At 71.2% G+C, this 16,894-nt stretch carries 16 protein-coding genes, 1 other RNA gene and 1 pseudogene; 10 read left to right on the top strand and 8 right to left on the bottom strand.

The genetic code is table 11. The annotated features are described in order from the left end of the window. Window positions 1–91: 91 nt before the first annotated feature. Window positions 92–898: a peroxide stress protein YaaA gene (gene yaaA, locus ACIRQP_RS08885; RefSeq protein WP_403885612.1), complete on the bottom strand. Its 807-nt coding sequence runs from the start codon at window positions 896–898 to the stop codon at window positions 92–94. A 230-nt stretch (window positions 899–1,128) separates the two neighbouring features. Between yaaA and ACIRQP_RS08880 the strand changes: the two genes are divergently transcribed. Next, window positions 1,129–2,649 (top strand): RNB domain-containing ribonuclease, encoded by a 1,521-nt coding sequence (locus tag ACIRQP_RS08880; protein ID WP_403885609.1) that lies wholly within the window; start codon window positions 1,129–1,131, stop codon window positions 2,647–2,649. On the opposite strand, the gene ACIRQP_RS08875 is transcribed toward ACIRQP_RS08880, so the two are convergent. Then, the gene (locus ACIRQP_RS08875; RefSeq protein ID WP_403885606.1) at window positions 2,600–3,463 is read right to left on the bottom strand and encodes a hypothetical protein; all 864 of its coding nucleotides are present in this window, start codon (window positions 3,461–3,463) and stop codon (window positions 2,600–2,602) included. The genes ACIRQP_RS08880 and ACIRQP_RS08875 overlap by 50 nt on opposite strands. Continuing rightward, window positions 3,460–4,260, bottom strand: a complete 801-nt coding sequence (locus tag ACIRQP_RS08870; protein ID WP_403885603.1) for a MerR family transcriptional regulator — start codon at window positions 4,258–4,260, stop codon at window positions 3,460–3,462. The genes ACIRQP_RS08875 and ACIRQP_RS08870 overlap by 4 nt, the downstream gene beginning before the upstream one ends. Window positions 4,261–4,404: 144 nt before the next feature. Between ACIRQP_RS08870 and rnpB the strand changes: the two genes are divergently transcribed. Beyond that, window positions 4,405–4,812, top strand: an RNA gene (gene rnpB, locus ACIRQP_RS08865) — RNase P RNA component class A. Between the two features lie 139 nt (window positions 4,813–4,951). Here rnpB and ACIRQP_RS08860 read toward each other — a convergent pair. Beyond that, window positions 4,952–5,365, bottom strand: a pseudogene (locus ACIRQP_RS08860) (GMC oxidoreductase); the annotation flags it as partial. A 102-nt stretch (window positions 5,366–5,467) separates the two neighbouring features. Then, the gene (locus tag ACIRQP_RS08855) at window positions 5,468–5,950 is read right to left on the bottom strand and encodes a nitroreductase family deazaflavin-dependent oxidoreductase (protein WP_403885600.1); all 483 of its coding nucleotides are present in this window, start codon (window positions 5,948–5,950) and stop codon (window positions 5,468–5,470) included. Between the two features lie 402 nt (window positions 5,951–6,352). Between ACIRQP_RS08855 and ACIRQP_RS08850 the strand changes: the two genes are divergently transcribed. Further along, a complete protein-coding gene (locus ACIRQP_RS08850) occupies window positions 6,353–7,015 on the top strand; it encodes a class I SAM-dependent methyltransferase (protein WP_403885597.1) in 663 nt (220 codons plus the stop codon). Window positions 7,016–7,130: 115 nt separating this feature from the next. Here ACIRQP_RS08850 and ACIRQP_RS08845 read toward each other — a convergent pair whose 3' ends face one another. Next, complete coding sequence (locus ACIRQP_RS08845) at window positions 7,131–7,691, bottom strand: TetR/AcrR family transcriptional regulator (protein WP_403885594.1); 561 nt, start codon at window positions 7,689–7,691, stop codon at window positions 7,131–7,133. Window positions 7,692–7,793: 102 nt separating this feature from the next. Here ACIRQP_RS08845 and ACIRQP_RS08840 point away from each other — a divergent pair, with 102 nt between their 5' ends. From ACIRQP_RS08840 to ACIRQP_RS08820, 5 genes are all read left to right on the top strand, one after another. Beyond that, the gene (locus ACIRQP_RS08840; protein WP_403885592.1) at window positions 7,794–8,717 is read left to right on the top strand and encodes an NmrA/HSCARG family protein; all 924 of its coding nucleotides are present in this window, start codon (window positions 7,794–7,796) and stop codon (window positions 8,715–8,717) included. Window positions 8,718–8,833: 116 nt separating this feature from the next. Continuing rightward, window positions 8,834–9,247 (top strand): hypothetical protein, encoded by a 414-nt coding sequence (locus ACIRQP_RS08835; protein WP_403885589.1) that lies wholly within the window; start codon window positions 8,834–8,836, stop codon window positions 9,245–9,247. 134 nt (window positions 9,248–9,381) lie between these two features. Further along, the gene (locus ACIRQP_RS08830) at window positions 9,382–9,789 is read left to right on the top strand and encodes a hypothetical protein (RefSeq protein ID WP_382874120.1); all 408 of its coding nucleotides are present in this window, start codon (window positions 9,382–9,384) and stop codon (window positions 9,787–9,789) included. A gap of 185 nt (window positions 9,790–9,974) precedes the next feature. Further along, the gene (locus ACIRQP_RS08825) at window positions 9,975–10,298 is read left to right on the top strand and encodes a nuclear transport factor 2 family protein (protein ID WP_403885585.1); all 324 of its coding nucleotides are present in this window, start codon (window positions 9,975–9,977) and stop codon (window positions 10,296–10,298) included. A 134-nt stretch (window positions 10,299–10,432) separates the two neighbouring features. Continuing rightward, the gene (locus ACIRQP_RS08820; RefSeq protein WP_403885582.1) at window positions 10,433–11,443 is read left to right on the top strand and encodes an aldo/keto reductase; all 1,011 of its coding nucleotides are present in this window, start codon (window positions 10,433–10,435) and stop codon (window positions 11,441–11,443) included. A 279-nt stretch (window positions 11,444–11,722) separates the two neighbouring features. Here the strand turns inward: ACIRQP_RS08820 and ACIRQP_RS08815 are convergent, their stop codons facing one another. Then, window positions 11,723–12,493, bottom strand: a complete 771-nt coding sequence (locus ACIRQP_RS08815) for an SDR family oxidoreductase (RefSeq protein WP_403885579.1) — start codon at window positions 12,491–12,493, stop codon at window positions 11,723–11,725. A gap of 151 nt (window positions 12,494–12,644) precedes the next feature. Here ACIRQP_RS08815 and ACIRQP_RS08810 point away from each other — a divergent pair, with 151 nt between their 5' ends. Further along, window positions 12,645–14,324 (top strand): alkaline phosphatase D family protein, encoded by a 1,680-nt coding sequence (locus ACIRQP_RS08810; RefSeq protein WP_403885576.1) that lies wholly within the window; start codon window positions 12,645–12,647, stop codon window positions 14,322–14,324. A 42-nt stretch (window positions 14,325–14,366) separates the two neighbouring features. On the opposite strand, the gene ACIRQP_RS08805 is transcribed toward ACIRQP_RS08810, so the two are convergent. After that, window positions 14,367–15,380 (bottom strand): Gfo/Idh/MocA family protein, encoded by a 1,014-nt coding sequence (locus ACIRQP_RS08805; RefSeq protein WP_403885573.1) that lies wholly within the window; start codon window positions 15,378–15,380, stop codon window positions 14,367–14,369. Window positions 15,381–15,511: 131 nt separating this feature from the next. Here ACIRQP_RS08805 and ACIRQP_RS08800 point away from each other — a divergent pair, with 131 nt between their 5' ends. Next, complete coding sequence (locus ACIRQP_RS08800; RefSeq protein WP_403885570.1) at window positions 15,512–16,855, top strand: Bcr/CflA family multidrug efflux MFS transporter; 1,344 nt, start codon at window positions 15,512–15,514, stop codon at window positions 16,853–16,855. Window positions 16,856–16,894 lie beyond the last annotated feature (39 nt).

The following is a 16,894-nucleotide window of genomic DNA, read 5'->3' as shown; positions in this document are numbered from 1 at the left end:
GGCCACATCCTGCCGCGCCCGTGCCATGGTGCGCAATGACCGTTGCGCAGGGTGCAATGCGGCGGAGCGCCACGTGGGGGAGGTGCGGGACTCAGTGGATCTCCGTGACCACCACGTCCAGCGCCCAGGTACGCCCCGCCCTCTCCGGAGCGGTCGCCTCCACCACGTACCCCAGCTCCCGCAGCGTCTCCACCAGCTCGGCGGGGCCCTTCGGCCGGGCGCCCGCGGTCAGCAGATCCCGTACCAGCCGGCCCTTCGTCGCCTTGTTGAAGTGGCTGACCACGGACCGTTTCTCCGCCCCGGTGGCCGGGTCGATCTGAGCGTGCAGCACCCGTACCGTCGCCGTGCGTCCCGCCAGTTCGCCCTTCGGCTTCCACGCGGCGGCGTACGCCGACGAACGCAGATCGAGCACGGTCCCACGACCCGCCACCTCCGGCAGGACGGACTCCATCGGTCCACGCCAGTACGCGCCCAGCGCGCCGAGCCCCGGCAGCCTGACGCCCATCGAGCAGCGGTACGGCGGGATCCGGTCGCCCATCCGTACCGCGCCCCACAGCCCCGAGAAGACCAGCAGCGACTTCGCCGCCCGCCGCCGCGCGGAGGCGTCGAGCGTGGCCAGATCGAGCGCGTCGTACAGCACACCGGTGTAGATCTCCCCGGCCGGGCGCGTGCCCGCCGTACGCAGCTCCACGTTCTTCGCGATCTCGCCGCGCAGCCCCTCGGTGAGACCGAGCACTTCGCGCGCCTTCTCCTCGTCGGCGGCGCACAACTCGACGAGTTCGTCGAGTACGGCGGCCCTGGCCGCGGTCAGTTCCGGCAGGGAGAGCGACTCCGGCTTCAGCGGAGCGCCGCGCCCGGAGGCGGCCTTCCCTTCCGACGGCGGCAACAGCACGAGCACGGTGGTTCTCCTCGGACGACGTACGGGACAGGGGGTGGGGCCCCTGCGCCAGCCTAGGGCGTGTCTTCAAAGTAGCGCCGTCCGCCCGAGGGGCGGGCGGGACTTTGAAGACAGGCCCCAGGCCCTGGCGCGGGCGACGGGCGGCCCGCGCCGAGCCGCCCGAGCCACCGCGGTGTGCGCGGCCCGTGCTTCGCCGCGCCGCCCGGGTCCGTCCGCCATACGCTCGATTCATGCCCCGCTGTCATCTGCACACGACCGGCGCGGCCGACGCGCCGCTGCGGACCGCCCTGGGCGCGCTGCGCACGGCGCTCGACGTGCCCGGGGCCTTCTCGGCCGCCGTCCACGCCGAGACGGAACGGGCCGTACGGGCCCCACGGCCGCCGGAGGATGGCTGGCTGGCGGACCGCGACGCCACCACCATCGAACTGTTCACCATCGACCCGCCCGCCGCCGCCGACCTCGACCAGGCGATGGGACTGGCCCGGCGCGCGGGCGGCGGCTTCCGGGTCCATTACGCGATCGCCGATGTCGCCGCGTTCGTGACGCCGGGCGGCGCGCTCGACGCCGAGGCCCGTCGTCGCGTACAGACCCTCTACTTCCCCGACGGCAGGGTGCCGCTGTATCCTGCCGTCCTCTCCGAGGACGCGGCGAGTCTGCTGCCGGACCGGACCAGACCGGCCCTGCTCTGGCAGATCGATCTGGACGCGGAGGGCCGGACGGTCTCGGCCGAGGTCCACAGGATGCTCGTACGGAGCAGGGCGAGGCTCGACTACGCGGGCGCGCAGCGGGAGATCGACGCGGGGACGGCCCCGGAGTCCCTCGCCCTGCTGAAGGAGATCGGGCTGCTGCGCGAACGGCTGGAACGGGAGCGCGGCGGTATCTCCCTCAGCGTCCCCGAGCAGGAGATCGTGGAGTGCCCACCGGAAGCGGACACCACGTCCGGCGGCCCGCCGGGCGGTGCGTCCGGCGGCCGGTCCGGGGTTTCGTACGCCGTCGCGTACCGCGCCCCGCTCCCCGTCGAGGGCTGGAACGCCCAGATCTCCCTGCTCACCGGCATGGCCGCCGCCCAGCTGATGCTGACGGCCGGCACCGGCATCCTCCGTACGATGCCCAGCGCCCCGGACGGCGCGGTCGGCCGGCTCCGCCGCTCGGCGAAGGCGCTGGGCATCGACTGGCCGCACCACGTCGCGTACGCCGAGACCGTCCGCTCCCTCGACCCCCACAACGCCCGCCACGCCGCCTTCCTCCAGGAGTGCACGGCGCTGCTGCGCGGCGCGGGCTACACCGTGTTCACCGGCGGCCGGATCCCGCGGCCCGCCGTCCACGCGGCGGTCGCCGCCCCGTACACCCACTGCACGGCCCCGCTGCGGCGGCTCGTCGACCGGTACGCGGGGGAGATCTGTCTGAGCGCGGTGGCGGGCCAGGAGCCACCGGAGTGGGTGCTCGCGGCTCTGGACAGGCTGCCGAAGGAGATGGCCGAGGGGGCGGAACGGGCCAATGGCGTGGAGCGCGAGTGCGTCGACATCGTGGAGGCGGCGCTGCTCAGGGAGCGGGTCGGCGAGCTCTTCGACGGGTACGTGATCGATGTGCGGGAGCGCGATCCGTCCGTCGGCACCGTCCATCTGGAAGACCCCGCCGTGGTCGCCCGTATCGAGGGCGGCACCACGCCACTCCCGCTGGGGGAGTGGCTGCGGGTACGGCTCACCCAGGCCGATCCGGGGTTGGCGAAGGCGCTGTTCGCGCCGGCCTGAGTGCCTGATCGAGCGCCTTGACCAACGCGGCGGGAGCGTCCGCGTGAAACCGGACCACCCGGGCCCGCTCGCGCCGCCCGAGGGGCCGTACGAACGTGACGGGCTCGGTCAGCTCCACCCGTACGGTCGTCTGGCCGCCCACCGCGAGATCGAGGACCCCGTCGTGCGCCGGGTCGAAGGTGATCAGCCCGCCGCTCCGCGGGTAGCGCCGGTCGACATGTACGGAAGCGATCCGTGCCGCCTCGACGGACAGGTCGAGGAGCGAGCCGTACCGGATCCTCAACGACCCGTCCGCGCCCACCACATGAGGCCGTGTCACACAGCCCGCGTGCAACGCCAGCACCATCAGCACCGTATAGACGTCCAGCACCAGCAGAATCCGATGCACCACCGGCCACGGGATCAGCACGGCCAGCGCCACCGTCTCGACGACGGCGACGAAGAGCAGGCCGTACATCATCGCCGTCTGCGGGCCGGTGTACGGGGCGGCGTGATCGCCCTCCCGCACCCCGTGCGTACGGCGCGCCACCCACCGCCCGAGGCTCGCGAAGCCCCGTATCTCATGCGCGAGCAGCCGGCGTACGGGCTCGGGTACGCCGGTACGGACCGCCGCGGCGAGCGCGTCCCGGCGGGCGGCGCCGGTCCGCCGGGCCCGCGCGTAGTGCCGGCGCAGGACCACGGCCTCCAGCGCGAAGAGCGTGAGCACGACGGCCTCGGCGCCGAGGAGTACGGGTGCGGGGACCGCCACCCCCGCCAACAGACAGCCGACGAGCACGATTTCACCCACGACGACGAGCGGTACGGCCCACTTCACGACGATCCCCCTTCTCCTGCCGGCGTCTCTCCTGCCGGCGTCTCTCCCGTCGGCGTCTGAACCGTCCGCACCTTCGCCATCAGCGCCTCCATGATCAGACGGGCGAACTCGGCCTGGGCCGGGGGGAAGTCGGCGAGCAGGGCTTCCCCGAACCCGTCGATGACGGGCTGCCCCGTCGCCTTCGGTATCGCGGCCACCACCTCGTCCGGGATGGCGGCGATGAGTTCGTCGGCGAGGGGCGCGATCCGGGGGTCGTCGGGCGCCGCGTCGGCGAGTTCGTCCAGCCGCCGGTAGAGACCGTGGAGCTCCGCGCTCTCCGCGAGAGGACGCAGCGCCTCGTAGAACTCCTCGTGGCCCCCGGCGGTGTCGTACAGGACCAGCAGTTCGCGGTCCTTGGCACCCATGGGAGAGTCGATCGGCGGGACGGTGCCCAGCAGCCGCGCGAGCGCGGGGGACACCGGCCCCTCGGTGGACGGCGGGTTCTCCATCAGCTCGGCGAGCCTGGTGCGCCGGGCCCGGATCTCGGCCTCCTGCCGCGCCAGATCGGCGTCCAGCTCGGCGAGCACCTCGGTGAGTTCGCGCCCGGCGTCGTCGGAGATCACGTCCCGCACCTCGTCCAGGGCGAGCCCCAGCTCGGTCAGCCGCCTGATCCGGGCGAGGAGAACGGCGTCCCGTACCGAGTAGTCACGGTAGCCATTGGCCCGCCGGGCGGGTTCGGGCAGCAGGCCCTGGTGGTGGTAGTGGCGTACCGCCCGCGTGGTGACTCCGACGAGAGCGGCGATCTCTGCGATCCGCATGCATCCAGTACAAACCCTGACGTCGCGGCAAGGTCAAGGCCCGCTCTCCCTCCCCTCCCCTCCCGGCTCCCATCGGCGCCGGCCCCCCACCGGCGCCGATGCGCTCGGCCCGGCTCCCGCCGGGTAACATGGCGATACGGCAGACGAGCCGGGCGGACGGCCGCGTGGAGCCCCCTGGGGCTTCCCGAGGAACGTCCGGACTCCGCAGGGCGGGGTGGTGGCTAACGGCCACCCGGGGTGACCCGCGGGACAGTGCCACAGAAAACAGACCGCCGGGGGCCGTACGCGTACGGGTTCCGGTAAGGGTGAAACGGTGGTGTAAGAGACCACCAGTGCCCAGGGTGACCTGGGCAGCTAGGTAAACCCCACCCGGAGCAAGGTCAAAAGGGAGCGCCCCGGTGCTCCTGCGCGGACGATCGAGGGCTGCCCGCCCGAGTCCGCGGGTAGACCGCACGAGACCGGCGGCAACGCCGGTCCTAGATGGATGGCCGTCTCCCGGCCGGCCGTGAGGCCGACCGGTGACAAAATCCGGCGTACAGCCCGACTCGTCTGCCGCTCAAGCACCCGCCCTCCGGGCGGACGGCGCTATTTATTCAGACATGGCCTGGGGCCGGAGACGGCCCTCATAGGACCCCGGTACGTACGGGTTGAAACCGGACCTCGCCGAACCGTGGGGCGGGGTTGGGGAGGGTCAGCGCAGCGAGGGGCCTCGTGATGTCGACGTCACCAGCCCGGCCCGAGTGAGCAGCGACGCCGTGCGCTCCGCGACGGCATAGGCGGTCGCGTTGGTGTTGGCGGACGGGATCGAGGGGAACACGGAGGCGTCGCCCACCCGCAGACCGGTGATGCCGTGCAGCCGCAGTTCCGGGTCGACGACGGCCAGGTCGTCGACGCCGATTCGGCAGGTACCGCAGTAGTGGAAGTAGCACAGCAGGTTCTTGGCGAGGTAGTCCCACACCGCTTCGGGATCCTCTGTCGGGGTGCCGGGAGCGGGGGAGACCTCGCCGCCGCACCAGTCGGCGAGCGCCTCGGCCTCTCCCATCCGGCGGGCGATGCCGAGTGCGCTCCTCATCGTGGTGACGTCGCGCCGGTCGCCGTAGTAGTTCGAGTCGGAACAAGGTCAGGTGAGCCTGTCCAGGCCGGCGCCGGGCTCCTGGCACCCCAGCCGCGCGGCGCCTCGCCGGGCCGGGCGAGTGGGGTCCGAAGCTCAGCTCCTCGTCGGCGCCGGGGCGTTCGCCGGCCCGGCCAGGTGCTCGGGTTCGAGCACGAAGACGGGGATCACGCGGTAGGTCTTCTCCTGGTATTCGGCGTACGGCGGATACGCGGCGACCGCCCGCTGCCACCACTGGGCCTTCTCGTCCCCGGTGAGCTCACGGGCCGTCATGCCCTGGCGTTCGGGGCCGTCTTGGAGATCCACCTGCGGGTCGGCCTTGAGGTTGAAGTGCCAGACCGGGTGGCGCGGGAAGCCGCCCTTCGAGGCAACCGCCGCGTACCGCCCCTCGTGCTCCACGCGCATCAGCGGAATCTTGCGGATCCTGCCGCTCTTCGCGCCGCGCATCGTGACAATGATGACCGGCAGGCCCGTGTCCCAGAGCGTTGTGCCCTGTGTGCCACCCGAACTCTCATACCGCTCGACCTGTTCGCGCACCCACTGCGCCGGACTCGGCTCGTACTCGCCCTCAAGAGGCATCGCATTCACCCCATCGTCGTGTATGGATTTTGTCAGGGCAGTCCAACACAAGCCTCGCGCGAAGGGGAGACCGCCGTTCCCGCTCTGCCGACAACTTCAAGTGAGACGGCAAGGTTCCGGTGTCGCACCCGGCTTTGTGTCTCCGCAGGTCAGGGCGTCCCCCGGCAGCGAGGTCGAATGAGACAGGACAGCTGTGGCCGGTGTCTGGTCAGATGCCGGGAGCAGCGAGGTACGTCAGGCTCTGACCTGTCGTGATCCACTTCTCCCGATCGGCCTGCCTGCCTTGCCCGTTGCCACCCCGCCCTCGCTCCCGGCCGGGCCCGAGTGATGGGCGTCAACCACACCTACGGACGCGGACCGTTACCTGGGCTATGTGCATGGTGGCACCAGGCCCTAGCCTTCATGGTCGTGCCCGACGAACCCTTTCTCGCCTCGACCAGAACCTCATACGACGTCATGGCCGCGGAGTACGCCGACATGGTGAGCTCTGGCCTGGACGCCAAGCCACTGGACCGTGCCTTGCTGGCCGCCTTCGCCGAACTGGTACAGGCGGGTGGGAACGGACTTGTCGCCGATGTGGGTTGTGGACCCGGTCAGGTGACGGTGGTGCTTCGCCGCTTGGGACTGGACGTGTTCGGTATCGATCTGTCGCCCGAGATGATCGCCGTGGCCCGCCGCACCTACCCGGACCTTCGCTTCGAGGTGGGATCGATGCTGGCCTTGGATCTACCGCGGGCCTCCCTCGGCGGGTTGCTCGCTTACTACTCGATCATCCACATCCCTTGGGAGCGACGGTCGGATGTGTTCTTCGAGTTTCACCGGGTGCTCGCGCCAGGTGGGCAGTTGATGGTTGTCTTCCAAGTCGGTAATGACCAGGGGCACCGCGCCGAGGCATTTGGCAAAGCCGTATGCGTGGACTGGTACCGGCAGCAACCGGACGAGATCGCCGATCTCCTGCGACGCGCTGGGTTCGAAGTCTCGGCCACCATGACGCGACAGCCGGACTCCGCCGAGAAGACACCGCAGGGCTACGTCCTGGCACGCAAGCCCGTGGCCGAGCCATGAGCTTTGCGGACGACCGTGGTCCCGACGACACCGGCTCCGCTTCGGTCATGTCGGTTTCCTCGTGCGGTCCGCCTTCGCGCGCCGTCCGCCTTCGCGGCGCGCTCGCCGCCCTCTCTCACTTCTGAGGGCTGACTCCCTGCATGGTCAGGCCGAGGAGCCGGAGCGCCTCGGCTGTGGGGTCCGGGTGGTTTTCCGTGGCCAGGGCGATGCCCGTGACCAGCGCGATCAGGTCGGCGGTGGTCACGCCCGGCGCCACCGCGCCGGCGCTCGCGGCGTGGTGCAGCAGCGGGTCGACCGCCCCGCCGAGCTTCGCCGAGCAGACGTTCACATGTTCCGGGTCGGTCATCCCGTCCTGGACCAGCGCTTCGCCCATGCCCCGTGCGGAGGCGGCGTACGTGGTGAGCGCGCCCAGCCAGTCCAGCAGCGCCGCCCGCGCGTCGGCCGCCCCGGCCAACTCCTCGGCGCGGGCGCACAGGACCTCGATCCGCTCGCTGAACACCGCCTCCAACAGCGCGCGTCGGCCGGGGAAGTGCCGGCGCACGGTGGCCGATCCGACCCCCGCGACGCGGGCGATCTGTTCCAGAGAGGCGTCGGCGCCGTGCGCGGCGACCTCCTCCTCCGCGACGGCGAGGATCCGCGCGTAGTTGCGCCGGGCGTCCGCGCGCTGGACGGTCATGGCGTCATCTCCGAGCTTGCTAAGTGGCGGGGTCCTCCGTATCGTACCGGAAGGTAAGTGGCGGGCCTCGCCACTTAGCTCTACCGTCATCCGAGGAACACCATGACTACTGAATCCGCGACTACGGAATCCGCACCCGTCCTGGTCACCGGCGCCACCGGCCGACAGGGCGGCGCCACCGCCCGCGCCCTGCTCGCGACGGGCGTCCCCGTCCGGGCACTGGTCCGCGACCCGGGCACCGACCGGGCGAAGGCCGTCGAAGCGCTCGGCGCCGAACTGGTCACCGGCGACCTCGACGACCGCGACTCCCTGACCCGGGCCGCCGAAGGCGCCCGCGCCGTCTTCTCGGTGCAGATGCCCGATGTGAACGGACGCGCTTTCGAAGGCGAGGTTGCCCAGGCGGTCAATCTGATCGAGGGCGCGAGGGCCGCCGGAGTGCCGCAGTTCGTGCACACCTCGGTCTCCGGCGCCGGGCAGCATGTCAGCTGGGTCAAGGGCGACTGGGCCTGGATGGAGCCCTACTACTCCGCGAAGGCCGGGATCCAGGACCGGGTGCGTGAGGCGGGCTTCACGCACTGGACGCTCATCAAACCGGGCTTCTTCATGGAGAACCTCCTCCCCTCCGAGGAAATCGTGTTCCCCCGCGGGGTCGAGGGCGGCCTGGTGAGTCTCCTGAAGCCCGCGACCCGGCTGTCTCTCGTCGCGGTCGAGGACATCGGCACGGCAGCCGCCGCGGCCATCGCCGCGCCCGAGCGGTTCGACCGTGTCGAACTGGAGCTGGCCGGCGACTACCTGACGATGACCGACATCGCCGAGATCCTCTCCCGCAACCTGGGCACCGAGCTGACCGCACCCGACATGACCAAAGAGGAGGCGACCGCCGCCGGGATGCCCGACATGGGCTTCGGGCAGGCACACGTAAATGAGCACGAACAGCCCGCTCGCCCGGACTTCGCGCGGGACCTCGGTCTCCCCCTCACCACCTTCGAGGCATGGGCACGAGACCACCTGCGGACCAGGGCCTGACGCCCCGGCCTCCCCGGCCGGGACTACTGCCGGCGTAGGACGGCGTTCACCCGTCCGGCAGGCGCAGACCCCTCCGCCGGAAGACAGCCCGCCGTCGGCGTCGTAGTACAGAAGTCATGAACGAAGCTACGAGCGACCAGATTCAGGATGTGTCCGAGGCCGAGGTGGAATACGCGATGGAGCGGTGCGTCGTCGACCACACACGCTTCCCCGCCGCTCGGCGATGTCTCGCGAGGGATGTGATCAGGGCTCTCCTGCTCGCCGGTCTGTCGACCTGGGACCGGAACAATCACGGCCTCGGGCACGCGGGTGCGGCTCTGTCGGCCCGGCCGGACGGGACCGTGGCTGTGCTGTGGATGCAGCACCCCGCGGTCGACCAGGCCGTGCCCCGCGAGGTGCGGGCCACCCAGCAAGGCGCCATCTACCGGGCTCTGCGTACGATCCTGGAGGTGCACGGCTTCCGGCTGCGGGACCCTGGTCCGGAACAAGCCCCGATCCTGCTCGGGGGCGCCGCCATGGGTGAGTCGTGAGCGGTGCACGCCCTCCCGCGTCCGCCGCGGGCACGGATACACGGTCGATGGACCGCGCTCACGGGTGACGTGGGGGCGATTCGCTGACGGGCGCCGGGGGCGGGGGCACACTGGCGGACCGGAGGTGGTCGGCTGTGTCGATTCATCAGGTGTCGTGTCCCGGGCGGATTCTCTTCCTCGACGAGGAGATGGCCGCGCTCGACAGGCTTGAGGGCGGGTTCCGGTCCGAGCGGGTGCTGTGGTGTGCCCTGGAGGCGGGGCATGAGGGGTTGCATCATGTGATCGCGCAGTGCGTGCGCGGGTCGGAGACGGCGGCGCCGTGGGTCATGTGGGCGCGGTGGCCGGATACGGGGGAGTACGGGCCGGAGCGGGAGCTGCTGCGGCTGGAGTCGTGCCCGGAGAAGTTCCTTGCCGGGAACGTGTCGGAGGAGAGCTGCTGTCTTCCGGAGGGGCACGCGGGACGGCACGGGTTCGAGTTCGGGCCGCCCATCCGGGAGGCGGATGTGATGCCGGACTGGCTGTTGCGCCGGTTCTTCGGATGACGCCGAGGGGGTGACGTCCGAGGGGCGGGGCGGGGCCGGACGGTGTAGGGATGGAGAGGACACCGGATCGCTTCCAGCATCCGGCCGTCCGAGGTTCCGGGCATCCGGCCGTCCGAGGTTCCGGCCGTCCGACGTTCCAGGCATCGGCGCATCGGCGCATCGGCGCATCGAGGGAGAGAGAGCCCGTGACCATCCCCGTGGACAAGCTCAGCGACCCCGCGGTCCGTGCGTTCGTGCGCGCGGTCAACAAGGGGGACCGTGAGGCGTTCCAGGACGCGCTCGCGCCCGGGGCGACCATGTCGGACGACGGCTCCGAGCGGGATCTCGACGAGTGGACCGACCGGGAGATCTTCTCCTCGCGCGGGCGCATGGACGTCGAATCGCAGTCGGACAGCGGGCTGGCGCTGGTCGCGCGCTACAGCAATGACACCTGGGGCGAGATGCGGACCACGTGGCGGTTCACGGTCGAAGGCGGGAAGGTCGGACGGTTCGAGACCGGGCAGGCGTGACCGGCTGTTTCGCCGTGGCGGGCCGTTTCGCCGTGACGAGCCGCATCACCGTGGCGGGCCCTCTCGCACGGGTGGGCCGTTCTTCGTGCGGCACCGCTTGTCTTCGTGTGCGCTTCAACTCCTAACGTTCCCGTATGGAATCCATGGAGAGCAGGACACTGGGACACAGCGGGATCACCGTCGGCGCGCTCGGCCTCGGGTGCTGGGCGATCGGCGGTGAGTGGCAGGACACCGCCGGTAATCCGCTCGGCTGGGGCACGGTCGACGACGAGGAGTCCGTGGCCGCGATCCGGCGGGCCGTCGAGCTCGGGGTCACCTTCTTCGACACGGCCGACGCGTACGGCACGGGCCACAGCGAGCGTGTCCTCGGGCGCGCGGTGCGGGGGCGGCGGGACGAGGTCGTCATCGCCACCAAGTGGGGGAACGTGTGCGACGAGGCGACCAGGACCCTGACGGGCGCCGACGACTCGCCCGCGTACGCGCGGCGTGCGCTCACCGCGTCGCTGCGCCGGCTCGACACCGATCACATCGACCTCTATCAGCTGCATCTGTCCGACGCGGCGCCCGACCGGGCGGCCGAACTCCGGGACCTCTGCGAGGAGTTCGTACGCGAGGGGCTGATCCGCGCGTACGGCTGGAGCACCGACGACCCGGAGCGCGCCGCGCTCTTCGCCGAAGGGGCGCACTGCGCGGCCGTGCAGCACGCGTGCAATGTGCTCCAGGACGCGCCGGAGATGCTCGCGCTGTGCGCGGAACGCGACCTCGCGAGCGTCAACCGCAGTCCGCTCGCGATGGGGCTGCTGGCCGGGAGGTCCGGGCGCGACGGCCGGAGGGTGACCGGGGGCGGGCGGGACATCCGCGCCGTACCGCCCGCCTGGTTGCGGTGGTTCGGGGAGGGCGGGGTCCCGGCGCCCGAGTGGGCGGCGCGCGTCGAGTCCGTACGGGACGTACTCACCAGCGACGGCCGCACGCTGGCGCAGGGCGCCCTGGCCTGGCTGTGGGCGCGCAGCCCGCGTACGGTGCCGATCCCGGGCTTCCGCTCGGTCGCCCAGGTCGAGGAGAACGCCGGCGCCCTCGCGCACGGGCCGCTGCGCGAGGGCCAGATGAACGAGATCCGCGATCTGCTGACCGCGGGCTCGTGTTGACAGGACGGGACGCCGAGCCCGCGGTTCTGGAGACGGGCCGTCGAGCACCGGCTCGAATCACCGACTCGGCCGGTACGACGCCGAGTTGACGCGCGTACGCGCCGAACCACGCCGCCGCGACGCCCGTTGCCGGCCGCGGCCCCAGGGCCGGGTCCGCCGCCGGCCACGGGCAGTCGGTGACGACGGGGTCGGGCGGTGATTCCGCTGTACGGCCGGGGCCTTGTCACAAGCCCCCCTCAGCCCTCGGTCGTCGGCCCCCAGCCTCTCGGCCCCAGCCCCTCAGCCCCGGCCCACGAACGGCATCCCCGTCGCCAGCACCGTCGCGAACTGCACATTCGCCTCCAGCGGCAGCTCCGCCATGTGCAGCACCGTCGTGGCCACATCCGCCACATCCATCACCGGCTCCACCGCCAACTCACCGTTCGCCTGCGGCACTCCCCGCCGCATCCGCTCCGTCATGTCCGTGGCCGCGTTCCCGATGTCGATCTGCCCGCAGGCGATCCGGTACCGACGGCCGTCCAGCGACAGCGACTTGGTGAGCCCGGTCATGCCGTGTTTGGTGGCGGTGTAGGCGACCGAGTCCGGCCGGGGCGCGTGGGCCGAGACCGAGCCGTTGTTGATGATCCGGCCGCCCTGCGGGTCCTGCGCCTTCATCAGCCGGAAGGCCGCCTGCGCGCACAGGAACGTACCGGTCAGATTCGTGTCCACCACCTTCCGCCAGGCCGAGTACGGCAGATCCTCCAGAGGCACACCGCCGGGGCCGAACGTGCCCGCGTTGTTGAAGAGCAGATCGAGGCGGCCGTGCCGCTCGCCCACCGCCGCGAACAACCCGTCCACATCGTCGGGTTCCGACACATCGGTCCGTACGAGCAGTGTGTCGCCCGCCAGGGCGCGGGCCGTCTCCTCCAGCTTCTCGGGGTGACGGCCCGCCAGTACCACCGACCAGCCCGCGTCGCCCAGTGCCTTCGCGACCGCGCGTCCGATGCCGGAGCCGGCGCCCGTCACCAGGGCGATTCGCCCCTTGGTGTTGATGTTCCGCATGGCGTCCATGGTCAAGCAGGGTACGTCCGTCACGTGGGGTACAACTTGGCGCAGCACGCGGTCCTCATCCAGTCGCCATGCGCAAGCTGTGCGCGCGACAGCAGGGCGTCTTCGCCCCCGACTGCAATGCGAGTGACAACCGCCGTCAGGGGAGGGGCACATGACACCTGTACTTCGCCACGCACCGACCGGCCGTACGCCCGGCAGTGGTGTACCGGGCAGCACTCACTCCGCCGAGTTCAGAGCCGCCGCCGCGCACCTCGGCCGCCGTCGCTTCCTCACCGGCACCGCTGCCGCCGCCGCGCTCGCCTTCGCCGTCAACCTGCCGGGCACGGGGGTCGCGAGCGCCGCCGAGCTGGACGCCAGGAAGATCACCGAGGATCCGTTCACCCTCGGCGTCGCCTCCGGGGACCCGAGTTCCGACAGCGTGCTGCTCTGGACCCGGCTCGCGCCCCGCCCGTACGAGGCCGACGGCGGCCTGCCCGTCAACCGGGTTTCCGTACGGTGGGAGCTGGCCCACGACGCGGCCTTCAGCCGGATCGTCAAGCGCGGGGAGACCGACGCGCACCCGGAGTTCAACCACAGTGTGCATGTCGAGGTCCCCGGGCTGGCGGCCGGCCGGGTGTACTACTTCCGCTTCCGCACCGGCAGTTGGATCAGCACGGTCGGCCGCACCCGTACCGCGCCCGCCGCGAACGCCAGGACGAGTGCGCTGAACTTCGCCGCCGTCTCCTGCCAGGCGTACCACGACGGCTACTTCACCGGCTACAAGCACCTCGCGGCCGAGGATCTCGATGTGGTCTTCCACCTCGGTGACTACCTCTACGAGTACGCCGTCAACTCCGTCGGCGGCGCCCGCAACTACCAGGACCGCGTGCTGCCCGCGCACTTCAACCGCGAGACCGTCACGCTGGACGACTACCGGATGCGCTACGGGCTCTACAAGTCCGACCCGGATCTGCGGGCCGCGCACGCCGCGCACCCCTTCGTCGTCACCTGGGACGACCACGAGACCGAGAACAACTACGCGGGGGACGTCCCCGAGAACGACGTACCGCCGGAGGAGTTCCTGCTGCGCCGGGCCTCCGCGTACCGCGCGTACTGGGAGAACCAGCCGCTGCGCGCGCCGCAGCGGCCCAACGGCTCCGACATGCGGCTCTACCGCAGGCTGCGCTTCGGACGGCTGGCGCAGTTCGACATCCTCGACACCCGCCAGTACCGCGACGACCAGGCGTACGGCGACGGCTGGCAGCTGCCGGGCCCGGATTCCGAGGACCCGGGGCGCACGATGACCGGCTCGGTCCAGGAGCGGTGGCTGCTGGACGGCTGGAAGAAGTCCGCGGCGACCTGGAACGTCGTCCCCCAGCAGGTGACCTTCGCCCGGCGCCGCGATCTGCCGACGGCCGGGTACAAGCTGTCGATGGACTCGTGGGACGGCTACCCCGCCTCCCGGCAGCGGCTGCTGAACGGGGTCGAGGCGGCCGGGCTCAAGAACTTCATGGTGCTGACCGGCGACGTGCACACCGGCTACGCGTACGACCTGAAGAAGGACTGGGACAACCCGGGGTCGCGCACGCTCGGCACCGAGATCGTCGCCACCTCCATCTCCAGCGGCAAGGACGGCACGGACCGGCCGTCCAACTGGGCCACGTTCATGGAGGCCAACCCGCACATGAAGTTCTACAACGGGCGGCGCGGCTACGTCACGGTGGCGCTCGGCGAGCGGCAGGCGCGGGCGGACTTCAAGACGGTCAACGCCGTCACGACGCCGGGCGCCCCGGTCACGACGGCGGCGTCCTTCGTGACCGAGGTGGGCAACCCGGGGCTCAAGCCGGCCTGACCCGACGACGGTGACAGGGCTCAGGCCGGTCCGGGGTGGCTCTCAGACCGGCCTGGCGTCGTCAGCGGGGTAGCGGACGCCGATGCGGTCCCGTACCGCGTCGAGCGTCCGCATCACCGCGAGCGTGCCGTCCAGCGGCACCAGCGGGGATTCGGTCGCCCCGGCCCGCAGACAGCGCATCACCTCGGCCGCCTCGTACTGCAAGCCGTGCAGCGCGCCGTCCCCGGTGAACTCCTCGGGATCCGCGCCGTCCCGGTGCAGTACGAACCGTTCCGTCGAGAAGAAACCGGACGGCACCTCGATCCGGCCCGCAGTGCCCGTCACCGTCGCCGTCACCGGAGTCCCGGCCGTCACCGAGCAGGTCAGCAGCGCCGTCGCCCCGGAGTCCCAGCCGAGCAGCATCCCGGTGTTGAGATCGACGCCCTCGGGCGAGAGCAGCGCCTCGGCCTGGACGCGGTCGGGCTCGCCGAGCAGCAGCTGCGCGAAGGAGACCGGATAGACCCCGAGATCGAGCACCGCGCCACCGCCGAGCGCCGGGTCGCGCAGCCGGTGGCCGGCGTCGAACGGGCCCTGGAGGCCGAAGTCGGCCTGGACGGTACGGATGCTCCCGATCGCGCCGTCCCGGATGAGCTCCACCAGCCGCAGGATCACGGGATTGCAGTACATCCACATGGCCTCCATCAGGAAGAGACCGCGCTCCCGGGCGAGCGACACCAGCTCGCGGGCCTCGCGCGCGTTGAGCGTGAACGCCTTCTCGCACAGCACCGGCTTCCCGGCGGCCAGGGCCAGTCCGGCGGCGGCCCGGTGCGCGGAGTGCGGAGTCGCCACGTAGACGACGTCCACCTCCTCGTCGGCGAGGAGCCCGGCCCAGTCGCCGTACGCCCGGGGGATCCCGAACCGGCCCGCGAACTCCTTCGCGGACTCCTCGCCGCGCGAGGCCACCGCCACCACCTCGGCGTCCGGCAGCTCCCGTACGTCCGCGGTGAACCGCGCGGCGATCCCGCCCGTCGCCAGCACACCCCACCGGACGGCTTTCCCGTGTGACACGGGTGACATGTGTTGTGACGTCTGGTGTGACGTCCGTTGTGACATCTGTCCTGTTGTCATCGCTGCCCCCACAGAAAGGTCTCGACCGCTCCCGCTGAGCTGAGAGCATAGGTACGGATTCAACGACATGGAGAAACGGAATGCCGGACGGCGGCCGAACCACCGAAGGACGTAAAGGACATATAGCGCCAGAGCAGCGTCGCTCGGCACCGATTCCGGAACAGCGGCAGGCACCCCGGCAGGAGCGCGTGACCACGGCGCGCCGCGCGGGGCTGCTGGTCACCCTCGTACTCGGCGGGCTCACCGCCCTGCCGCCGCTGTCCATGGACATGTACCTCCCGGCCCTGCCGGAGGTCACCCGCTCGCTGAACTCACCCGCGGCGACGGTTCAGATCACCCTCACCGCCTGTCTGGCGGGCATGGCGCTCGGCCAGATCGTGGTCGGCCCGATGAGCGACAAGTGGGGACGGCGCCGGCCGCTGCTGCTCGGCATGATCGTCTACGTACTCGCCACCGCGATCTGCGCCCTCGCGCCCACCACCGAACTCCTCATCGGCTTCCGCCTCCTCCAGGGGCTGGCCGGCGCGGCGGGCATCGTGATCGCCCGCGCGGTGGTGCGGGATCTCTACGACGGCGTGGAGATGGCGCGCTTCTTCTCCACCCTGATGCTGATCTCCGGCGTCGCGCCGGTCATCGCGCCCGTGATCGGCGGCCAGGTGCTGCGCCTCACCGACTGGCGCGGCATCTTCGCCGTCCTCACGGTGATCGGCGTCATCCTCACCCTGGTCGTCTGGAAGTGGCTGCACGAGACGCTGCCGCCGGAGAAGCGGCACAGCGGCGGCACCCTCGCGGCGCTGCGTACGATGCGCGGGCTGATCGCGGACCGGATCTTCACCGGCTACATGCTGGCGGGCGGTCTGGCCTTCGCGGCGCTGTTCGCGTACGTCGCGGCCTCGCCGTTCGTGGTGCAGGAGATCTACGGCGCCTCGCCGCAGACCTTCAGCCTGCTCTTCGGCGTCAACTCCATCGGTCTGATCACCGTCGGCCAGATCAACGGCAAATTGCTCGTCGGCCGGGTCAGCATGGACCGGGTGCTGGGCTTCGGGCTCATGGTCATCACCGTCGCCGCGCTGGCGCTGCTGCTGATGACCTCCGGCGTGTTCGGATCCGTGGGGCTCGTCCCGGTCGCGACGGCGCTGTTCGTACTGATGTCCGCGATGGGACTCGCGATGCCCAACACCAACGCCTCGGCGCTGATGCGGACCCCGCACGCCGCGGGCTCGGCGTCCGCGCTGATCGGTACGTCGTCGTTCCTGATCGGCGCCATCGCCTCGCCGCTGGTGGGGATCGCGGGCGAGGAGACGGCGGTTCCGATGGCGGTCGTGCAGCTGGTCTGCGCGGTCGGCTCGCTCGGCTGCTTCCTCGGTTTCGTACGGCCGTGGCAGCACCAGCAGCCGATGGAGCGCCCGGCCGCCGGCGCCTGACCGCCGACGCCTGTCCGCGGACGTCTGTCCGCGCCGGGG

The sequence above is a fragment of the Streptomyces sp. NPDC102274 genome (genome assembly GCF_044766385.1).
GTDB lineage: Bacteria > Actinomycetota > Actinomycetes > Streptomycetales > Streptomycetaceae > Streptomyces.
This window is presented reverse-complemented; position numbering and strand designations above follow the sequence as displayed.

Coding starts and splice junctions, on each gene's coding strand:
- ACIRQP_RS08810 (WP_403885576.1), top strand. CDS start 12,645: ATGACACCTGTACTTCGCCACGCACCGACCGGCCGTACGCCCGGCAGT.
- ACIRQP_RS08805 (WP_403885573.1), bottom strand. CDS start 15,380: ATGTCACCCGTGTCACACGGGAAAGCCGTCCGGTGGGGTGTGCTGGCG.
- ACIRQP_RS08815 (WP_403885579.1), bottom strand. CDS start 12,493: ATGGACGCCATGCGGAACATCAACACCAAGGGGCGAATCGCCCTGGTG.
- ACIRQP_RS08880 (WP_403885609.1), top strand. CDS start 1,129: ATGCCCCGCTGTCATCTGCACACGACCGGCGCGGCCGACGCGCCGCTG.
- ACIRQP_RS08840 (WP_403885592.1), top strand. CDS start 7,794: ATGACTACTGAATCCGCGACTACGGAATCCGCACCCGTCCTGGTCACC.
- ACIRQP_RS08820 (WP_403885582.1), top strand. CDS start 10,433: ATGGAATCCATGGAGAGCAGGACACTGGGACACAGCGGGATCACCGTC.
- ACIRQP_RS08870 (WP_403885603.1), bottom strand. CDS start 4,260: ATGCGGATCGCAGAGATCGCCGCTCTCGTCGGAGTCACCACGCGGGCG.
- ACIRQP_RS08855 (WP_403885600.1), bottom strand. CDS start 5,950: ATGCCTCTTGAGGGCGAGTACGAGCCGAGTCCGGCGCAGTGGGTGCGC.
- ACIRQP_RS08800 (WP_403885570.1), top strand. CDS start 15,512: ATGCCGGACGGCGGCCGAACCACCGAAGGACGTAAAGGACATATAGCG.
- ACIRQP_RS08835 (WP_403885589.1), top strand. CDS start 8,834: ATGAACGAAGCTACGAGCGACCAGATTCAGGATGTGTCCGAGGCCGAG.
- ACIRQP_RS08850 (WP_403885597.1), top strand. CDS start 6,353: ATGGTCGTGCCCGACGAACCCTTTCTCGCCTCGACCAGAACCTCATAC.
- ACIRQP_RS08845 (WP_403885594.1), bottom strand. CDS start 7,691: ATGACCGTCCAGCGCGCGGACGCCCGGCGCAACTACGCGCGGATCCTC.